The following is a 19,369-nucleotide window of genomic DNA, read 5'->3' on the forward strand; positions in this document are numbered from 1 at the left end:
TGGAGTCAGTCATGGCGGCGCTCTCGGTCGGGGAGTCGGCAGGGGTCGGTGTCGGTTCGGGGGTGCGGGGGCCGTTCATCGGCGCCTGCGCAGACGGGATTCCAGGCGGTCGATGCGGGCCTGGTCCAGGGAGACCAGGCGGACGTCGGAGGGCGTGATGCCGCCCGCGCCGGGGTCTTCGGCGTGCCGGGCGAGGGCGTCGAGGGCGTCGAACCAGCGCGTGGCGAGGGCGGCGACCTGCTCCTCGGTGAACAGGGCGCCCGGCCAGCTCCATTCGACGGCCAGCTCGGGACGGCCGTCCGGGCCGGAGACGACGGCGGCGTCGATCTCCAGCGGATAGGGGGCGGGCATGGCGGCGTCGGGGGCGGCTCCCTCGGCGACGGCGGCCCGCTCCGCGTCCGGGGCGAAGGCCCAGTGGCGGGCACTCTTGGCGCCGGCCTGGTGGTCGGTGCGGCCGCGGTAGTTGAAGAGCAGCTGCGAGCCGGGGAGGGCGGCCAGGGCGGGCGCGGTCTGGGCGTTGAGGTGGCGCAGGAGGCCGTGGCCGAGGCCCCGGTCGGGGACCGCCCGCAGCTGTTCCTTGACCTGCTTGAGGGCGGCCCCGGCGTGCCGGCCGCCGGCCAGGGCGTCGGAGAGGTCCACAGCACTCACGTCCAGGCGGACGGGGTGGACGGTGGTGAACCAGCCGACGGTGCGCGACAGGTCCGGGGTGAGGCCCGCGGTGTCGCTGCCGCCACGCCCGTGGCCCTCCAGGTCGATCTGCAGGGCGCCGGTGTACGCGGCGGGCAGGGCGGGGTTGCCGGTGCGGCGCCGGTCGGCGGCGGCCAGGGCGAGGGCGGCGAGGAGCACGTCGTCCACTCCGGCCGAGAAGGCTTGCGGGACGGCGGTCAGCAGCGGCCTGGTGCGGTCGGCGGGCAGGGTCCTGCGCAGGGTGCGCAGGGTGGCGGTGGTGTCGCGGAGGGGGTCGGCGGCGGTGCGGGAGAGCGGGGCCTGCGGACCGGCCAGGGCAGTACGCCAGTAGGCGGCTTCGGCCGTGCGGGTACGGGTGTGGGCGTGCTGCAGGAGCTGCGCGGCCCAGGCGCGCGGCCCGGTCGCCTCGGGTTCGAGGGCGGGTGCGCGGCCCGCGGAGCGTGCGGCGTAGGCGTCGGCGAGCTCGGGGATGAGGATGCGCCAGGAGACGCCGTCGACGGCCAGGTGGTGGACGGTCAGGAGCAGCCGTCCGTCCGCTGCGGAGCCCGCGTCGCACCACAGGGCGCGCAGGACGGTGCCGGTGCCGGGGTCGAGTGCGGCGGCGGAGGCGTCGGCCTCCTTGGTGAGCAGGTCGTGCAGGGCGGTGGTGTCCAGGCCGGTGATGTCGGCGCGGCGCAGGGTCGCCGGGTCGGTGACGGCGGGGGCGTCGGCGGCGGGCAGGATCTCCTGGGTCCACAGGCCGCCGGTGCGGTCCAGGCGCAGGCGCAGGGCGGGGTGGTTGCGGGCGAGGTCGGCGAGCGCCTCGCGGAGCGGTCCGGTCTGCAGCCCGGCGGGGACGGTGAGGAGGACGGACTGGTTGAACCGGTCGACCGGGCCGCCGCGTTCGCGCAGCCAGTGCACGACGGGCAGGGGCGGGAGTTCGCCGTTCTCGTCGGCGGCGGGCGCGGCCGGGGCGCCGGTGGCCGGTTCCTGGTCCTCGCGGCGGCCCGCGGCGGCCAGGGCGGCCGGGGTGGGGTGCTGGAAGACGTCCTTGGCGGCGACGGTGAAGCCGGCCTTGCGGGCGGCGCTGACGAGCTGGATGGAGACGATGCTGTCGCCGCCCAGGGCGAAGAAGTTGTCGTCCTCGCCGACCTCGGGCAGGCCCAGGATGCCGGCGAACACCTCGGCCATGGCGGCGGCCGGGCTGCCGCTGTGCTGCGCGGGGGCGGCCGGGCGTGCGGTGGCGCGGGCGGGCTCGGGCAGGGCCTTGCGGTCGAGCTTGCCGTTGACGCTCAGCGGCAGCGCGTCCAGCAGGGTGACGGAGGTGGGCACCATGTGCTCGGGCAGCCGCTCGGCGAGGGCGTCGCGCAGCTGCTGCGGATCGGGGTCCGCGCCCGGCGCGGGGACGGCGTACGCGACGAGCTGCGGGGCGCCGCCGGGTGCCAGGGGGCGGGCGGTGACAGCGGCCTGGGCGACGGCGGGCAGGGCGCTCAGGGCGGCCTCGATCTCGCCGAGTTCGATGCGGAAGCCGCGGACCTTGACCTGGTCGTCGGTGCGGCCGAGGTACTCGACGGCGCCGTCGGCGCGGCGGCGGACGAGGTCGCCCGTGCGGTACATGCGCTCGCCGCTGCCGTAGGGGTCGGCGACGAAGCGGGAGGAGGTCAGTCCGGGGCGGCCGAGGTAGCCGCGGGCCAGCTGGTCCCCGGCGAGGTAGAGCTCACCGGGAACGCCCACGGGTACGGGGCGCAGGGCCGCGTCCAGGACGTGCAGGCGGGTGTTCCACACGGGACGGCCGATGGGGACGACGCCGGCGCCGGGCTCGGCCCGGTGGTGGGTGACGTCCACGGCCGCCTCGGTGGGCCCGTACAGGTTGTGCAGTTCGATGTGCGGCCACAGGGCGGCGAAGCGGTCGACGGCGGCGGCGGGCAGGGCCTCTCCGGAGCAGAAGACGCGGCGGACGCCGGAGAAGCCCGTCCGGATCGCCTCGTCCTGCTCCGCGGCCGCGGTGAACGCGGTGAGCATGGACGGGACGAAGTGCGCCGTGGTGACGGCGGTGCGTGCCGCGACCTCCGCGAGGTGGTCGGGTTCGCGGTGCCCGCCGGGCCGGGCGAGGACGACGGCCGCGCCGCTGACCAGCGGCAGGAAGAACTCCCAGACGGAGACGTCGAAGCTGGCCGGGGTCTTCTGCAGGATCCGGTCCCCGGGGCGGATGCCGTAGGTCTCCCGCATCCAGTCCAGGCGGTTGACGACGGCGTGGTGGGTGACGACGACGCCCTTGGGGCGGCCGGTGGAGCCGGAGGTGTAGATGACGTAGGCGGCGTGCTGCGGCCCCGCCACGGAGGCAGGAAGGGAGTCCGGAGCCGTACGGAGCCGGTCCGCGAGGACGACGGGCACGCCCTCCAGGTGCGGGAGCCGTCCGCGCTCGCCTTCGACGGTGACCACGCACACCGGCGCGGCGTCCTCGGCCATCATGGTCAGGCGCTCGGCGGGGTAGTCCAGGTCCAGCGGCAGATAGGCGGCACCCGACTTCAGGACGCCGAGGAGGGCGACCATCAGCTCGGCGGAGCGCGGGACGGCCACGGCGACGATGCGGTCGGGCCCGGCGCCGGCCGCGGTCAGCTCGGCGGCCAGCGCGCCCGCCTGCTCATCGAGCTGACGGTAGGTCAGGGTGCGGTCGGCGTAGACGACGGCGGTGGCGTCGGGCGTGGCGGCCAGGTGCTCGGCGAACCGGGTGACGAGGGTGCCGGCCGGCACCCGCCGCCCGGTGGCGTTCCACTCCCCCGCCAGGGCCCGGCTCTCGCCCGGGCTCATCACCTCGACGCGGTCCACGGTCCGGCCGGGCGCGGCGAGAGCCTGGTCCAGTACGTGCAGCAGCCGGTCGGCGAGCAGCTCGGCGGTGGCGCGGTCGTACAGGTCGGCGGCGTGGATGACGGTGAGGTCGGTGTGCGCGCCGTCGGCGGACTCGACGAAGGTGAACGCGAGGTCGAAGCGGGCGGCGTGCAGCGGGTCGGGCAGCAGTTCGGTGCGGGCGCCGAGCAGGGCGTCCAGGCCCGCGGCCTCCTTGCGGTGCTGGACCATCACCTGGAACAGCGGGTGGCGGCCCAGCGAGCGCTCGGGGCTCACGATCTCGACCAGGCGGTCGAACGGCAGGTCCTGGTGGGCGAGCGCGCCGAGCACGGTCTCCCGGGCCCGCTCCACCAGCTGGTCGAACGTGAGCGCCGCGGCTCCCTCGGGAGCGCTCAGGTCGTGGCGCATGACCAGGGTGTTGACGAAGAAGCCGACGACGTTCTCCACGGCCTCGTCGGCGCGTCCGGCGACCGGGGTGCCGAGGGGGACGTCGGTGCTGCCGGCCAGGGCGCCCAGCAGCAGCGCTCCGGCCGCCTGGGTGACCATGAAGGGGGTGACGCCGGTGCGGTGCGCGTAGCCGCGCAGCGCCTCGTGCAGGGCGTCGGGCAGGCGCAGCCGGACGGCGCCGCCGCGGCCGCTCGGCTCGGCGGGGCGGGGGCGGTCGGTGGGCAGGGCCAGCTCCTGCGGGATCCCGGCGAGGCGCTCGGTCCAGTACGCGGTGAGGCGCTCGGCGCCCGCGGGGTCGTCCAGCAGGTCCTGCTGCCAGAGGGTGTGGTCGGCGAACTGCACCGGCAGCGGCGGCCGGACGGGGGCGGTTCCCCGGCGGCGGGCCGCGTAGGCGGTGTCGAGGTCGCGCAGCAGCACTCCTTCGGACCACTCGTCGCCGACGATGTGGTGCAGGGCCACGCACAGGACGTGGGTGGAGGCGCCCGCGGTCAGCAGGGTGGCGTGGACCGGCGGTGCGGCGGCGAGGTCGAAGGCGCGGGCGCCGGCCGCGGCGACGGCCTCCTCCAGCCGCTCCGGGGCCACTTCGCGCACCTCGAAGGGGATGTCGGCCTCCTCGGGCGTCAGCACCTTCTGACGGGGGCGGCCGTCGGTCGCGGGGAAGGCCGTGCGCAGCGCCTCGTGGCGGGCGACGACGTCGGCGAAAGCGGTGCGCAGCGCTTCGGTGTCGAGTGCGCCGTCGATGCGCAGCGCGCAGGGGATGGTGTAGGCGGTGCTCGGGCCCTGGAGCTGGTGGAGGAACCACAGGCGGGCCTGGGCGGGCGACAGCGGCACCTCCTGCGGGCGGGGCCGGGCGGCGGGGCCGGGGCGGTCGGCGCCGGTGGCGTCGAGGCGGCGGGTGAGGGCCGCCGGGGTCCGGGCCTCGAACAGGTCGCGGACGGTGGTGTTTCGCTGCAGGGCGGTACGGAGGCGGCCGACGAGGCGGGTGGCGAGCAGGGAGTGGCCGCCGAGGGCGAAGAAGTCGTCGTCGGCGCCGACGGAGGGCAGGCCGAGGACGCTCGCGAACGCGCCGCACACCAGGGCCTCGCGCTCGTCGCGCGGGGCGCGCCCGCCGGTGCCGGCGGCGGCGAAGTCGGCGGCACCGGGCTCGGGCAGGGCCCGGCGGTCGAGCTTGCCGTTGACGTTGAGGGGCAGCGCGTCGAGGACGACGACGGCCGAGGGGACCATGTACTCGGGCAGGCGCGCGGCGAGCGCGGTCCGCAGGGCGGCGGGGTCGGCGCAGGCTCCGGGCGCGGGGGCGACGTAGGCGACGAGGCGCTTGACGCCGCTGTCGGTCGCCCGGGCGAGGACGGCGGCCTGGGCGACGGTCTCCAGGTCGTTCAGGGCGGCTTCGATCTCGCCGGTCTCGACGCGGAAGCCGCGGATCTTGACCTGGTCGTCGTCGCGGCCGAGGTAGTCCAGGGTGCCGTCCGCGCGCCACCGGACGACGTCGCCGGTGCGGTACATGCGCTCGCCGCCGCCGGTGAACGGGTCGGCGACGAAGCGGGCGGCGGTCAGTACCGGGCGGTTGCCGTAGCCGCGGGCCAGGCCGGGGCCGGCGATGTACAGCTCGCCGGGGACCCCGGCCGGGACGGGCCGCAGGCGGGCGTCGAGGACGTAGACGCGGGTGTTGGCGATGGGGCGGCCCACGAACGGGGTGGGGCTGTCGTCCAGGGCGGCGCCGAGGGTGTCGACGGTGTATTCGGTGGGGCCGTAGAAGTTGTGGCCGATGACGCCCTCCGTCTCGCGGATGCGGGTCCACAGGGCGTCGTCGACGGCTTCGCCGCCGAGGAGGAAGAGGACGGGGCGGTGACCGTCGCCGGCGCTCTCCTCTTCGCCTTCGCCTTCGCCGTCGCCGTCGAGCAGGCCCCACTCGACGAGCTGCCGGCCGAAGGACGGGGTCACGTCGAGGGTGTCGATGCGGTCGGCGCGCAGCCGGGCGGCCAGCGCCTGCGGGTCGCGGCGCAGCTCCTCGTCGTAAACGTGGAGTTCATGGCCGCAGATGAGCCAGAGCAGCTGCTCCCAGGAGGAGTCGAAGGAGAACGAGGCCGTGTGCGCGGCGCGCAGGCGGCGGCCTCCGGCGGCCTCGACGGCGCGGGCGAAGACGGTGGAGCGGTGGTGGTCGAGCATGTTGACCAGGCCGCGGTGCGGCACCTGGACGCCCTTGGGGCGGCCGGTGGAGCCGGAGGTGTGGATGACGTAGGCGAGGTCGCCGGGAGCGGGCCGCTGCGGCGTGACGTCCGCGGTGCCGTCTGCGGCGTCGTCTGCGGCGTCCTCCGCGTACAGCGTCGTGAAACCGTCTCCGGTCAGGACGGGCAGGCGCCCTGCGGTCGGACGGGTCGTCAGGACGGCGAGGGGTGCGGCGTCCTCCAGCATCAGGGCGACGCGCTCGGCCGGGTGGTCGAGGTCGACGGGCAGGTAGGCGGCGCCGGACTTGAGCGTGCCGAGGACGGCGGCGACGAGGTCCGCCGAGCGGGGCAGGGCCAGGGCCACGACCGTGTCCGGGCCGGCGCCGAGGGCGGTGAGGCGGTGAGCGAAGGCGTCGGCGCGGGCGTCGAGTTCGGCGTAGCTCCAGCGCGTGTCACCACAGACGACGGCGGTCGCGCCGGGGGTCGCGGCCGCCTGGGCCTCGAAGGCGTCGACGACGGTTCCGTCGGGGACGTCGCGCCCGGTGGCATTCCAGGTGTGCAGGAGGGTGTGCCGCTCGGCCGGGGCGAGGACGTCGAGGGAGCCGACGGTGGCCGCGGGGCGGTCCGCCATGGCGGCGAGCAGGCGCAGCAGACGCTGTCCGAGGTCGGCGGCCCGGTCGGCGGTGAAGACGTCCGGGCGGTACTCGACGGTGATGCGCGGCGCGTCGCCGGGGAGGGTGAGGACGGTCAGCGGGTAGTGGGTGGCGCCGCGGTTGCCGATGCCGGTGACGCGCAGGCGGCCCGGGCGGCCCGCGGGGTCGGCGGCGGTGAGCTCGTCGGGGTCGACGGGGTAGTTCTCGAAGACGAGCAGGGTGTCGAAGAGCGTGCCGAGCCCGGCCCGGGCCTGGATGCCGGCGAGGCCCGCGTACTGGTGGTCGAGCAGCCGCGACTGCTGTTCCTGGAGGCGGGCGAGCGCGGCGGCGACGGTCTCGTCCTCGTCCAGGGTGAAGCGGACGGGGACGGTGTTGCTGAACAGGCCGACGATCGACTCGACGCCGGGCACGTCGGCGGGGCGGCCGGAGACGGTCGCGCCGAAGACGACGTCCGTGCGGCCGGTGAGGCGGCTGAGCAGGACCGCCCAGGCGCCCTGTACGAGGGTGTTGAGGGTCAGGCCGTGGCTGCGGGCGAGCGCGGTCAGGGCGCCGGCGGTCTCCGCGGGCAGCGGCAGGTCTACTTCCCCGGCGCGCGTGCCGCTGCCCGCGGTGGTCTCGGAGGACTCGGAGGACTCGGAGGACTCGGAGGACTCGGAGGACTCGGCGGTCTCGGCGGTCTCGGCGGTCTCGGCGGTCTCGGCGGTCTCGGCGGTCTCGGCGGCCAGGGTCTCGGCGAGCAGGGTGGGCGCCGTCAGGCCGTCCAGAGCCTCGGCCCAGGCGGCGGCGTGTGCCGTGTCGTCCTGGCGGGCCAGCCAGGCCAGGTGGTCGGCGTACGAGGAGGCGGCGGGCGGCAGGGCGGAGGCGTCGCCGCCGACCGCGTAGGCGCCGATGATCTCGCGCAGCATGACGGGCGTGGACCAGCCGTCCATCACGATGTGGTGGCGGGTCAGGACGAGACGGTGACGCTCGTCGCCGATACGGAGCAGGGCGCAGCGCAGCAGGGGCGGCCGGGTGAGATCGAAGGGCGCGGTGGCCTCGGCGGTCTCGATCGCGTCCACGGCGGCGTCGAGGGCGCCGGCCGGGGCGGCGGTGAGGTCGTGCCCGGTCAGGTCGTGCTCCGTCAAGTCGTGCACGGTCCACGGGACGGTGACCTGCCCGGAGACGGTCTGCAGCGGGCGGTCGGCGCTGGTGTGGTCGAAGCCCGCGCGCAGGGCCGGGTGGCGGTCCACGACGGCGTCGACGGCGCGGCGCAGGGCGGCTTCGTCCAGCGGGCCGGTGAGGTCCAGGCCGGTGACCGAGGTGTACAGGTCGTCGGCGGCGGTCTCGTAGAGGGAGTGGAAGAGGAGCCCGTCCTGGAGCGGGGAGAGCGGCAGGACGTCCTCGGTGCCGGGGCGGGCGGCCAGGACGCGGTCGAGGGCGTCCTGGCCGATGCCGGCGAGCGGCACGTCGGAGGGGGTGAGCCCGCCGGCTCCGGGGCGTGCGGCGTAGGCGGTCAGGGCGTCGAGGGCGCGGAACCAGCGATCGGCGACCTCGCACACGGCGTCCTCCGTCAGGACGCCCTCCGGCCAGGTCAGGACGGCGGTGAGCTCGGGGCCCGCGGGCCGGTCGTGGACGAACGCGCCGATCTCCAGGGCGTGGAGGGCGGGCAGGCCGGGGTCGGCGCTCGCGGCGAAGGCGTCGCCGGAGGTGCCCCACAGGCTGTCGTCGGCGGTGAACCGGCCGAGGTAGTTGAAGAGCAGCTGCGGGGCGGGGGCGGTGGCGAGCGTGGTGCGTGCGGCGGGGTCGAGGTAGCGCAGCAGGCCGTAGCCGGCGCCGTCGTCGGGCAGTGCGCGCAGCTGCTCCTTGACGAGGGCGAGCGCCCGTCCTGCGGCCTCGCCGCCGGCGGCTGCGTCGGCGAGGTCGATGCCGTCGAGGCCGAGGCGTACGGGGAACTCGCTGGTGAGCCAGCCGACGGTACGGGCGGTGTCCGCGCCGGGCACGAGGTGGTCCTGGCGGCCGTGGCCCTCCATGCGGATGAGCAGGTCGCGCTGCCGGTCCGCGAACGCGAGGGCCAGCCCGGTGAGGAGCACGTGGTCGACGCCTGCGCGCCGGGTGGCGGGCACCCGGTCGAGGAGCGGGGCGGTGCGCTCGGCGGGCAGGGTCAGACGGAGGGTGCGGCTGGTGCCGACGGTGTCCCGGGCCGGGTCGACGGCCCGCTTCCCGAGCAGGGGCCCGGCGCCCGGGGCGAGGATCTCCTGCCAGAGCGGCAGCTGGGCGCGGACGGCGTCGCCGGTGGCGGCGGCGTTGAGGCCGTGGGCCCAGCGGCGCAGCGGGGTGCTCGCGGGGGCGAGTTCGCGCCCTTCGCAGGCGTCGCGCAGGTCGGGCAGCAGGATGCGCCAGGAGACGCCGTCGACGGCGAGGTGGTGCACGGCGAGCACGAGCCGCCCGGGGGTGTCCGGGCCCAGGTCGCACCAGGTGGCGGCGAGGACGATGCCGGCGACGGGGTCGAGCCGTTCGGCGGCGGCGTCACGCTCGCGGCGCAGGGCGTCGTCGAGCCCGCCGGCGGGCGTACCGGTGAGGTCGGCGCGGCGGAGGACGACGCCGGGGGCGGCGGCGAGGGGGAGGATCTCGGTGGTCCAGTCCCCGGGGCCGGGGGTGTCGGCTGTGCCGCCGTAGCCACCGGAGTCGAGGCCGTCGAGCACACGGGCGGCGCTCGGCTGCGCCGGGGCGGCGGGCCGCGGCCCGGCGGCGGAGTGGCTGTGGGAGTGACCGCGGGAGTCACCCGGCATCGAGGCCGGGTCGCCGTCTGCGGCAACGTCACCCGCGGCAGCGGACGGCGCGGAGGTCAGGTTGTTGCGTGCGACGCCGTCACCCGCGGAGGCAGGCTCCGAAGAGCCCGCGACGCGGCCGCGGGAGGCGCTGCCGAAGGCGTCGGTGGCGGACCCGGCCCCGCCGTCGGCGACCGGCGAGCCGGAGCCGCGGGCGTCGCCGCCCCCGCCGGTTCCCTCGGCGCCGGCCGAGGGACCGCCGTCGATCCCGCCGTAACCACCGGAGTCCCGGTTCCCCGCAGCCGGCGTTCCCTCTCCGTCGGCGAAGGCCGACGAGGTGGGGCGAAGGCCGTCCCGGGCCTCGCCCGTTCCGTCGGCGCCCCCGGCGCCGCCCGGCACCAGCCGGAGCCGCAGGGCGTCATGTCGCTCTGTCAGAGCCGCGAGCGCTCCCGTGAGGCGCTCGGGGTCGAGGCCGGCCGGGACGGTGACGACCGTCGTCTGGGCGAAGCGGCGGACGGGTCCGCCGCGTTCGCGCAGCCACTCCGTGATGGGGGTCGCCGGCATCGGGCCGGTCGCGTCCTCGCGGAGGTCGGCGGGGGCGGCGGCGCCGTCGAGCCGCTCGGCGACGGCCGCCACCGCGGCGACCGTCTTGCGTTCGAAGACCACGCGGGGCGTGATGCCCCAGCCGGCCTGGCGGGCGCGGCTGCCCAGCTGGATGGCGGAGATGCTGTCGCCGCCGAGGGAGAAGAAGTTGTCGTCGGCGCCGACGGCGTCCAGGCCGAGGATCTCGGCGACGAGTGCGGCGAGCACCCGCTCGGCCTCGGTGCGCGGCGGGCGCGATGCCGTGGCTGCGGCGGGGGCGGGCTCCGGCAGGGCCTTGCGGTCGAGCTTGCCGTTGAGGCTCAGGGGCAGCGCGTCCAGGAGCACCACCACGGGCGGCACCATGTGCTCGGGCAGGGTGGCGGCCAGGCGGGTGCGCAGGGCCTCGGGGTCGAGCGCGGCGCCGGCGGCCGGGACGGCGTGGCCGACGAGGCGGCGCGCGCCGCCGGGCGTGAGCTCGCGGGCGGTGACGGCGGCCTGGGCGACGCCGGGGAGCGCCTCCAGGGCGGCCTCGATCTCGCCGAGTTCGATGCGGAAGCCGCGGACCTTGACCTGGTCGTCGGTGCGGCCGAGGTATTCGACGACACCGCCGGGGGCCCACCGGACGAGGTCGCCGGTGCGGTACATGCGGTCGCCGTCGCCGCCGTGGGGGTCGGCGACGAAGCGGGAGGAGGTCAGTCCGGGGCGGCCGAGGTAGCCGCGGGCGAGCTGGTCGCCCGCCAGGTACAGCTCGCCCGGGACGCCGACCGGCACGGGCCGCAGGGCCGCGTCCAGGACGTACAGGCGCGTGTTCCACACCGGCCGGCCGATGGGCACGACGCCGGAACCGGCCTCGGTGCGGTGGTAGGTGACGTCGACGGCGGCCTCGGTGGGCCCGTAGAGGTTGTGCAGGGGCACGTCGGGCAGCGCGGCGTACCAGCGGTCGACGACGTCGCCGGGCAGGGCCTCGCCGGAGCAGAAGACCCGCCGCAGTCCCCCGCAGGCCGCGGCCGCGGCGGGCTCCTCCAGGAAGGCGCGGAGCATGGACGGGACGAAGTGCAGGGTGGTGATGCGCCGGTCGGCGATGAGACGGGCCAGGTAGGCGGGGTCCTTGTGGCCTTCGGGGCGGGCGAGGACGACGGTGGCGCCCTCGCACAGGGCCCAGAAGAACTCCCAGACCGAGACGTCGAAACTGGCGGGGGTCTTCTGCAGGACGCGGTCGTCCGGGCCCAGCCGGTAGGCGTGCTGCATCCAGGCGAGCCGGTTGACGATGGCGCGGTGGGTGACGACGACGCCCTTGGGGCGGCCGGTGGAGCCGGAGGTGTAGATGACGTAGGCGGCGTCGTCCGGGGTGGGGGCGCTGACGTCCGTGCCGGGGGCACTGACATCCGTGCCGGGGGCGACGTCGGCTGCGTCGGGGGCGATGTCGGCTGCGTCTGAGGCGGCGTCGGCTGCGTCGTCCAGCAGCAGCGCGGCCTCGCGGGCGGCCTGCGGGAGGCGGTCGAGGACGGCGGGGACGGTGACGACGCGGACCGGGGCCGCGTCCTCGACCATGGAGGCGAGCCGCTCGGCGGGGTAGTCGGTGTCCAGCGGCAGATAGGCCGCGCCGGACTTCAGGACGCCGAGGAGGGCGACCATCAGCTCGGCCGAGCGCGGCACGGCGACGGCGACGACCGTGGCGCGGCCCGCGCCGGCGGCGGTGAGCGTACGGGCCAGCGCGCCGGCCCGCGCGTCGAGTTCGCGGTAGGTGAGGTGCGCGTCCTCGAAGACGACGGCTGTCGCATCGGGCGCGGCCGCGGCCCGCTCGGCGATGAGCCCCGGGAGGGTGGCCGGAGGGACGGCGTGGCCGGTGGCGTTCCAGGTGTGCAGGACGTTCTCGTACTCGCCGTCGGCGAGGAGCCGGGCCCCGTCGAGGATGAGAGCGGGGTCCGCGGCGAGGCGTCCCATGAGGTCGGTGCAGCGCTCGGCGTGCGCGGCGAGGGAGGCGGCGTCGTAGAGCGCGGGGTTGGCGTCGAACTCCAGGTGGAGGACGTCGTCGGGGCTCTTGCTGACCGACACCGACAGGTCTTCGACGGGCCCGGAGGCGAGGTTGACGGTGTGTCCGGGGATGCCGGCGAAGTCCAGGTCGAGGTCGAAGGGCTTGAGGTTGAGCATCGGCCCGTGGAGGCGGTCGTCGCTGCCGACGAGGCCGAGGTCGCGCCGGATGTCCTCGCCGCGGTAGTGCTGGTGGCGGCGGGCGTCCTTGAGCTCGCCCGCGGCGCGCCGGATCAGGTCCGGGAGGGTGTCGGTGCCCTCGACGGCGAGGCGGACGGGCAGCACGTTGACGGCCATGCCGGGCACCCGCATGGTGCCGGGCCCGCTGCGGGCCATGAAGTGCATGCCGAGGACGGCGTCGGTGGTGCCGGTCATCCGGTGCAGGTAGGCGGCGACGGCGGCGGTGGCGGCCTCCGCCCAGGTGCCGCGGACGGCGGCCGCGCAGTCCAGGACGGCGGCGGAGCGCTCGGCCCCGAGGCTGGTGCGGTGCCGCAGGGACGTCCGGGAGGCCTGCGCGGTCTGCTCGGTCAGGCCGGTGACGCGGGGCCGGCCGGCGTGCCGGGCGGTCCAGTAGGCGCGGTCGTCGTCCGGCTTGCCGGAGGCGAGGTAGGCGGCGTCGGCCTCGGCCAGCCGGGCCACGGGCTCGAACGGGGAGGCGGGCACCTCCTTGCCGCGGACGAGGGCGGTGTAGACGGCGGCGACGCGCCGGGTGAAGAGGGCGACGCTGTAGCCGTCGACGACGAGGTGGTGGAAGTACTGGAACCACAGGTGGTGGTCGGGGGCGACGGTCACCAGCAGGGAGCCGGTCAGAACCGGTGCCGCACCGGAGCCGTCTGCGGGCTCCAGGCGCGGCGGGCAGGCGAGCTGGTCGCGGACGAGCTCCACGGCGGCGTCGACCGGGGAGGCCGCGCCGGTGGTGTCGAGGCGCGGCAGGTGCCAGCCGGCGGCGTCGAAGGGGACCGGGAGCGCGACGGTGCGGCCGTCGCGCTCGGCGAGCCGGACGTGCAGGCCGTCGGCCTCGGCGAGGGTGCGGCGGAGGGCCTCCTCCAGGGCGGCGGTGTCGACCGCGCCCCGGAGTTCCACGTACTGGCCGACGTTGTAGCTGGGGTTGTCGGGGTCGATCCGCTGCGCCGCCAGCACTCCCTCCTGGGCTCGCGTGAGCTCCAGGATCCGTCCTGCGTCGCTGGTCACCTCTGACATGCCGGCCTTCCGGGTCGTTCGTGGTACGGGGAGGTTGGGGGTGGTGGTACGGGAGTGAGGCGGGGGATCCGAGGCGGTCAGAGGCCCTTAAGGACCTTCTCGATCTGGTCGAGGACGTCGATCGAGGTCCCGTAGCGGTCGGCGGTGGCGTAGGTGACCGGCAGGACGCGGTTGTCCTTCGAGGCCTTCAGCAGCTTCCAGGAGGGCTTGTCCTGGAGCTCCTTGACCTCCTTGGACACCTCGCCGGTGGCGGCCGCGCGCGGTACGAGGATCACGTCGGCGTCCGACAGGACCTCGATCTTCTCCTGGGAGTAGGTGACCTCGTGCTCCTTGCCGTCGTCGGCCGCCTTGGCGAACTTGGCACCCACGTCGGCGAGGACGCGGCCCACCCACGACGTACGGGTGTCGACGATGAACTCACCGTTGCCGTAGGAGGAGGCGATGGCCCAGTTCACGGACTTGAGCTTGTCCCCGTAGGTGTTCTTGATCTTCTCGGCCTTCTGGCGGTAGTCCGTCTTCAGCTTGGTGAAGACGTCCTCCTTGCCGACGGCCTGCGCGATCTTCTCCTGCGCGTTGAGCAGGTCGACGGGCGTCTTGATGCCGAAGTAGAGCGTGGGCGCGATGCCTTCGAGCTTCTTGACGTTCCAGTCGAAGGCGGTGGCGCCCTCGACGACGATCAGGTCGGGCTTGAGCGAGGCGACCTTCTCGATGTTCGTCTCGATGCCCGAGCCGATCGAGGTGATCTTCTTGGCCCGCTCGGTCTGCGAAGGCAGCAGTTCCACGGGGTTGTTCTCGTCGATGGCGCTGGTGCCGACGGGCTCGACGCCGAGGTCCAGCAGGGCGCCGGTGGCGTAGGAGATGCTGACGACCCGCTTGGGCGCGGCGGGCACGGTGACCTTGCCGTTGGTCGCCTCGATCGCCCGGCCCTTGTCTCCCTTGCCGCCGCTCCCGGCCTCGGAGGCGCTTGAGCTGTTGCCGCCGCACGCGGTCAGGGTCAGCAGGGCGGCGGCGCCGGCGAGGGCAACGGCGGTACGGCCGCGGGCGGCACGGGGGTTCATGGTTCTCCTAGGGCGATGCGGGGGTGAGGGGCGGGCGGGGGTCAGGAGGCGGATGCGGATGCGGATGCGGAAAGGTGCCCGTACCAGCCGCGGACGGTGGGGGTGGCCTCGATCAGTTCGGCGAACTCGACGGCGTGGCCGCGGGCGCGCCACCGCTCGACGAGAGTCATGACGCGGATGGAGTCGAGGCCGAGGTCCTGCAGGTTCTCGTCGACGGGAACGTCGGCGGCCTCCTCGCCGAGGACGGCGGCGACGTCGAGACGGACGGAGTCGAGGGAGAGGGACGAGGAGAGCATGGGGATCCCTTCGGGAGAGGCAGGCAAGAGGGACGGCGGCGGAGCGGACGGGTGACTTCCGCGGAGGGGGTGCGGGCGAGAGAGGCGGTCTGGCGGCGCGAGCCGGTTCGGCGAGGCCGGGGCAGCGCGGACGGGCGGAGCGGACGGGATCGGCAGGGCCAGGGCGGTCGGACGGGGCTGGGCGGATGAGTTCGGCGAGGCCGGGGGGCGGCGGACGAGGCGGGGCGAGCTGGTTCGGCAAGGTCTGGTGGGCCCGGACAGGGACCGGACAAGGTTCGGCAGGGGTGGAGCGGAGCGGTCGTGGCCGCGGCTTCGGTCGGCGCCCGGGGTCTCGGTCCGGCCCCGAGCGTCGGCGGGCGGCCGACGGGCGGCCGGTGATTCGAAGCCGCCCCGGCATTCCCCTCCGCTGCAGCGGCGCGCGACCACGACGGCGGATCCCGGCGGTGCCCGACCGACACCGGCCGGTCCGGCGCCGCCGGTCCGCGCCGCGCGGGCTGATCGCCGTCGCGGCAGAGGCGGACGCCTCGGCCGGGTCGCCCGGGGGCGACGGTCGCGGTCCGGACCGGCGGGGCCGGATGGGGGACGGCCCCGACGTGCCGGGCCGCACCGCCCTACGGGCCGCACCGACCCCGAGGCTCAGCCGACTCGGACCGCCAGTTCGTCGGCGGGCGCCCCGGCCACCCGGTCACCCCCGTCCGCCAGGACACCGGCACCGGCGCCCGCGACGGCACCCGCCAGGACACCGCGCAACAGTGACTCGCAGATCTCCCCGGAGCGCACCGCGAGCGTGGACAGCAGGGTCGACGTGATGCCGTGCGTGTGCTCGGTGCCGCCGCCCTGGAGGTAGATGCCGGCGCGGATCCGGCCGGTGGTCATCACGCGGTGGTCTCGGTCGATGCGGAGCCGACCCTGCTCGTCGGTGAGGCATTCCTCGGCGAGCTCGCCGAGGAGCTGACGCGGGTCGGCGGGCCGGTAGCCCGTGGCGAGGACGACGGCGTCGCAGTCGAGGGTGAAGTCCTCGCCGGACGCGAGCGAGCGGATCACGGCGCGCGCTCCGCCGCCGCGGACGTCCTCGACGGCGGTCAGCCGGCTGGTGTTGAGGATGCGCAGCCGCTCCCGCCCCTGGACCTTCTCCTGGTACGCGGTGCGGTAGAGCTGTTCGATGAGCTCGCCGTCGACGACGGAGTAGTTGGTGTTGCCGTGGTAGTCCAGCAGCGCCTGCTTGACGTCCTCGGGGGCGTCGTAGAAGTGGTCGACGGCGGCGGGGTCGAAGATGCGGTTGGCGAAGGGGCTGTCGTCGGCGGGGCTGTAGCCGTAGCGCGAGAAGACGGCGCAGACCTCGGCGTCGGGGAAGGTGCGGTGCAGGTATTCGGCGCTCTCGGCGGCGGACTGGCCGGCGCCGACGACGACGAAGCGGCGGTGCGGCCGCTCGGCGAGCTCCGCGGCGTGGAAGAGCAGGTCGCGGTTGTGCCAGACATGCGGGCCGAGGGAGACGCCTTCGGGGACGCGCGGGGTGAGGCCGGTGCCGAGGACGATGTTGCGGGCGCGGCGGACACTCTCGTCGGCCGGGTCCTGCACGCTGCGGGAGACGACGTCCACGTAGTCCACGTACTCGGTGACGCCGTCGTCGCGTACGGGCCGCAGGGCGACCGCGGCCCGGCCGTAGTCGACGGCGGAGACGAACTCGCCGGCGCACCACGCGAAGTAGTCGTGGAACTCGACGCGGGTGGGGAAGAACGTCTTCTGGTTGATGAAGTCGGCGAGCCGGCCGCGCTCCTGCAGGTAGTGCAGGAAGGAGAAGCGGCTGCCGGGGTCCCGCATGGTCACGAGGTCCTTGAGGAAGGACACCTGCATGGTGGCGCCCTCGATGAGCATGCCCTGGTGCCAGCCGAAGCGCTCCTGGCGCTCCAGGAAGCCTGCGTGGATCGCGCTGCCGGGGTTACGGCGGTTGTGCTCGTCGATCGCGATGGCGAGGGCCAGATTGGCGGGGCCGAAGCCTATGCCGACCAGGTCCTCGATGGGGCCGCACCCCGTGTGTGCGGTCTCCCCGCGCCGTACCGACATGCTCATCCTTTCGTTGTGTTGCTCGTTCCCACAAGGCCGGGCCGTCGCCTGTCTGCTGCGCAGGTCAGGGGCGTGGTGGGGGCAACCCAAGAACTTGATGCTTAGGTTAGCCTAACCTAACTTTCCAGCCAGGTGGGGTGTCAAGTCCGGGGCGTCAAGTCCAGGGCGTCAAGTCCAGGGCGTCAGGCGCCCAGAATCCCCGGCAGCGCGTCCGCGAAGGCGTCCGCCTGCTCCTCGGTGAGGATGAGCGGAGGAGCGAGCCGAAGGACGTCCGGGGTCGGCGCGTTCACCAGGAACCCGGCCTCCTGAGCGGCGAGTTGAGCGTGCGCCGCCACCGGCTCGGCTAGGACCACGCCCAGGAGCAGACCCGCTCCCCGCACCTCGCGCAGCAGCGGATGCCCCGTCGCCTCGATGCCGGCCCGCAGCCGTTCGCCCGTGCGCCGGACGCGGTCCAGCAGACCGTCGGCCTCGATGGTGGCGATCACGGCGAGCGCAGCCGCACACGTCACCGGATTGCCGCCGAACGTGGAACCGTGCTGACCGGGCGTCAGCAGATCGGCGGCCCGCCCGAAGGCGAGGGTGGCCCCGATCGGCAGCCCGCCGCCCAGCCCCTTCGCGAGGGTCACGATGTCCGGTTCCACGTCCGGTTCCACGCTCGGCTCTCCGTCCGGTTCCGCCTCCGCGGCCCGGTGGGCGAACCAGTGCCCGGTGCGTCCCATGCCCGTCTGGATCTCGTCCAGCACCAGCAGCGCCCCGGCGGCCTCGGTGATCTCCCGGGCGGCCCGCAGATACCCGGGTGGCGCCGGCACGACGCCGTTCTCCCCTTGTACGGGTTCCAGGACCACCGCCGCCGTCCGCTCGCTCACCGCGGCCCGCAGCGCCGCCACGTCCCCGTAGGGGACGTGACTCACCTCGCCGGGCAGTGGCAGGAAGGGTTCCTGCTTGGCGGGCTGGCCGGTGAGCGCCAGGGCCCCCATCGTGCGGCCGTGGAAGCCGCCGACGGCGGAGACCATGTGGGTGCGCCCCGTCCGCCGCGCGATCTTGAATGCGGTCTCGACGGCCTCCGCACCCGAGTTGGAGAAGAACACCCGCCCCTCGCGCCCGGCCAGTTCCAGCAGCCGCTCGGCCAGCCGTACGGGCGGCTCGGCCACGTACAGGTTGGAGACGTGGCCGAGGAGGGCGAGCTGCCGGCCGACCGCCTCCACCACCGCCGGATGCCCGTGGCCCAGTGCGTTGACGGCAATGCCGCCGATGAAGTCGAGGTACGTCCGACCGTCTGCGTCCTCGACGGTCACGCCACGGCCGCGTACCAGCGCCAGCGGGGGCGTGCCGTACGTGTCCATCAGCGCGCCCTTCCACCGGTCCGCCAGGGCGGCTCCGCTCCGGCCGGGGGCCGGTCTCTGAGCCCGTCGCGCGTTCATGCCGGCACCCTCTCCCGGACGGCACCGGCAGGCCCGACGGCGACGGATGCCGTGGGCGGCGGTGGATCGGGGACGACGGCCGTACCCGCACCCTCGCCCGTGAAGACCTCCAGCAGCAGCGAGTGCGGGACCCGCCCGTCCAGGACGTGCGCCGTTCCCACCCCGGCGCGCACCGCCCGCAGGCACCCCTCCATCTTCGGCACCATCCCGCCGGCCATTCCGGGCAGCAGGGCCTCCAGCTCGCTCGCCGTGAGCCGGCTGATGACCTCGTCGCTGTGCGGCCAATCCTCGTAGAGGCCCTCGACGTCGGTGAGGACGATCAGCTTCTCGGCGCCCAGGGCCTCCGCGAGAGCGGCCGCGGCCAGGTCGGCGTTGATGTTGTAGACCTCGCCGTCCGCGCCCCGCGCGACGGGCGAGACGACGGGGATGCGGCCACAGGTGAGCAGCGCCTCCAGGGTCTCCGGATCCACCGCCACGATGTCGCCGACGAGCCCGATGTCGACGCGTTCGCCGTCGATGTCGGCGTAGCGCCTGACGGCGGTCATGGTGTGGGCGTCCTCGCCCGTGAGACCGACGGCGAAGGGGCCGTGACGATTGATCAGGCCGACGAGTTCGCGCTGCACCTGCCCGGCGAGCACCATGCGGACGACCTCCATGGCCTCCGGGGTGGTCACACGCAGGCCGGCCTTGAACTCCGACTCCAGGCCCAGCCGATCCAGCTGCGCACTGATCTGCGGGCCGCCGCCGTGCACGACGACCGGGCGCAGCCCGGCGTAGCGCAGCGAGACGACGTCCTGCGCGAAGGCGGCCTTCAGCTCCTCGTCCACCATGGCGTTGCCGCCGAACTTGATGACGACGGTCTTGCCGTGGAAGCGCCGGAGCCAGGGCAGTGCTTCGATGACGGTACGGGCTTTGCTGTTCGTTACGGTACGGGCTTCGTTGCTCATGAGGAGTACGCGCTGTTCTCGTGGACGTAGTCGGCGGTGAGGTCGTTGGCCCAGATGACGGCGGACTCGGCGCCCTCGGCCAGATCGGCGGTGATACGCACCTCGCGGAGGCTCATGTCGACCTTTTCCCGGTCTTCGCCGACGGAGCCGCTCCGACAGACCCAGATGCCGTTGATGGCAACGTTGAGCTTGTCGGGGTCGAAGGCGGCGGAGGTCGTACCGATGGCGGAGAGCACGCGGCCCCA

The 19,369-nt window shown here is 75.0% G+C and carries 7 protein-coding genes; all 7 read right to left on the reverse strand.

All coding sequences use genetic code 11. The features are described from left to right. Positions 1–75: 75 nt before the first annotated feature. Entirely contained in the window at positions 76–13,338 is a 13,263-nt protein-coding gene (locus tag IE241_RS34640; protein WP_190022880.1) for a non-ribosomal peptide synthetase, read from the reverse strand. 77 nt (positions 13,339–13,415) lie between these two features. Beyond that, positions 13,416–14,396, reverse strand: coding sequence for an ABC transporter substrate-binding protein (locus IE241_RS18610; RefSeq protein ID WP_190022881.1), 981 nt, complete (start codon positions 14,394–14,396; stop codon positions 13,416–13,418). A gap of 41 nt (positions 14,397–14,437) precedes the next feature. Beyond that, a complete protein-coding gene (locus IE241_RS18615; RefSeq protein WP_190022882.1) occupies positions 14,438–14,692 on the reverse strand; it encodes a phosphopantetheine-binding protein in 255 nt (84 codons plus the stop codon). Positions 14,693–15,328: 636 nt separating this feature from the next. Further along, the gene (locus IE241_RS18620) at positions 15,329–16,756 is read right to left on the reverse strand and encodes a lysine N(6)-hydroxylase/L-ornithine N(5)-oxygenase family protein (protein ID WP_190022883.1); all 1,428 of its coding nucleotides are present in this window, start codon (positions 16,754–16,756) and stop codon (positions 15,329–15,331) included. Between the two features lie 182 nt (positions 16,757–16,938). Beyond that, positions 16,939–18,177 carry an acetylornithine transaminase gene (locus IE241_RS18625; protein ID WP_190022884.1) on the reverse strand — a complete coding sequence of 413 codons (1,239 nt, stop codon included), beginning with the start codon at positions 18,175–18,177 and terminating at the stop codon, positions 16,939–16,941. Further along, positions 18,174–19,124, reverse strand: coding sequence for an acetylglutamate kinase (gene argB, locus IE241_RS18630; protein ID WP_190022885.1), 951 nt, complete (start codon positions 19,122–19,124; stop codon positions 18,174–18,176). The genes IE241_RS18625 and argB overlap by 4 nt, the downstream gene beginning before the upstream one ends. After that, positions 19,121–19,369 (reverse strand): bifunctional ornithine acetyltransferase/N-acetylglutamate synthase (locus tag IE241_RS18635; RefSeq protein ID WP_190022886.1); only part of this gene is annotated, 249 nt, incomplete at its 5' end. The genes argB and IE241_RS18635, both read right to left, overlap by 4 nt.

The organism is Streptomyces hiroshimensis (genome assembly GCF_014650335.1).
Classification (GTDB): domain Bacteria; phylum Actinomycetota; class Actinomycetes; order Streptomycetales; family Streptomycetaceae; genus Streptomyces; species Streptomyces hiroshimensis.

Bases quoted from the DNA above. Each gene is read 5' to 3' on its own strand.
- IE241_RS18620 (WP_190022883.1), bottom strand. From the start codon at position 16,756: ATGTCGGTACGGCGCGGGGAGACCGCACACACGGGGTGCGGCCCCATC.
- IE241_RS18615 (WP_190022882.1), bottom strand. From the start codon at position 14,692: ATGCTCTCCTCGTCCCTCTCCCTCGACTCCGTCCGTCTCGACGTCGCC.
- IE241_RS34640 (WP_190022880.1), bottom strand. From the start codon at position 13,338: ATGTCAGAGGTGACCAGCGACGCAGGACGGATCCTGGAGCTCACGCGA.
- IE241_RS18625 (WP_190022884.1), bottom strand. From the start codon at position 18,177: ATGAACGCGCGACGGGCTCAGAGACCGGCCCCCGGCCGGAGCGGAGCC.
- IE241_RS18610 (WP_190022881.1), bottom strand. From the start codon at position 14,396: ATGAACCCCCGTGCCGCCCGCGGCCGTACCGCCGTTGCCCTCGCCGGC.
- argB (WP_190022885.1), bottom strand. From the start codon at position 19,124: ATGAGCAACGAAGCCCGTACCGTAACGAACAGCAAAGCCCGTACCGTC.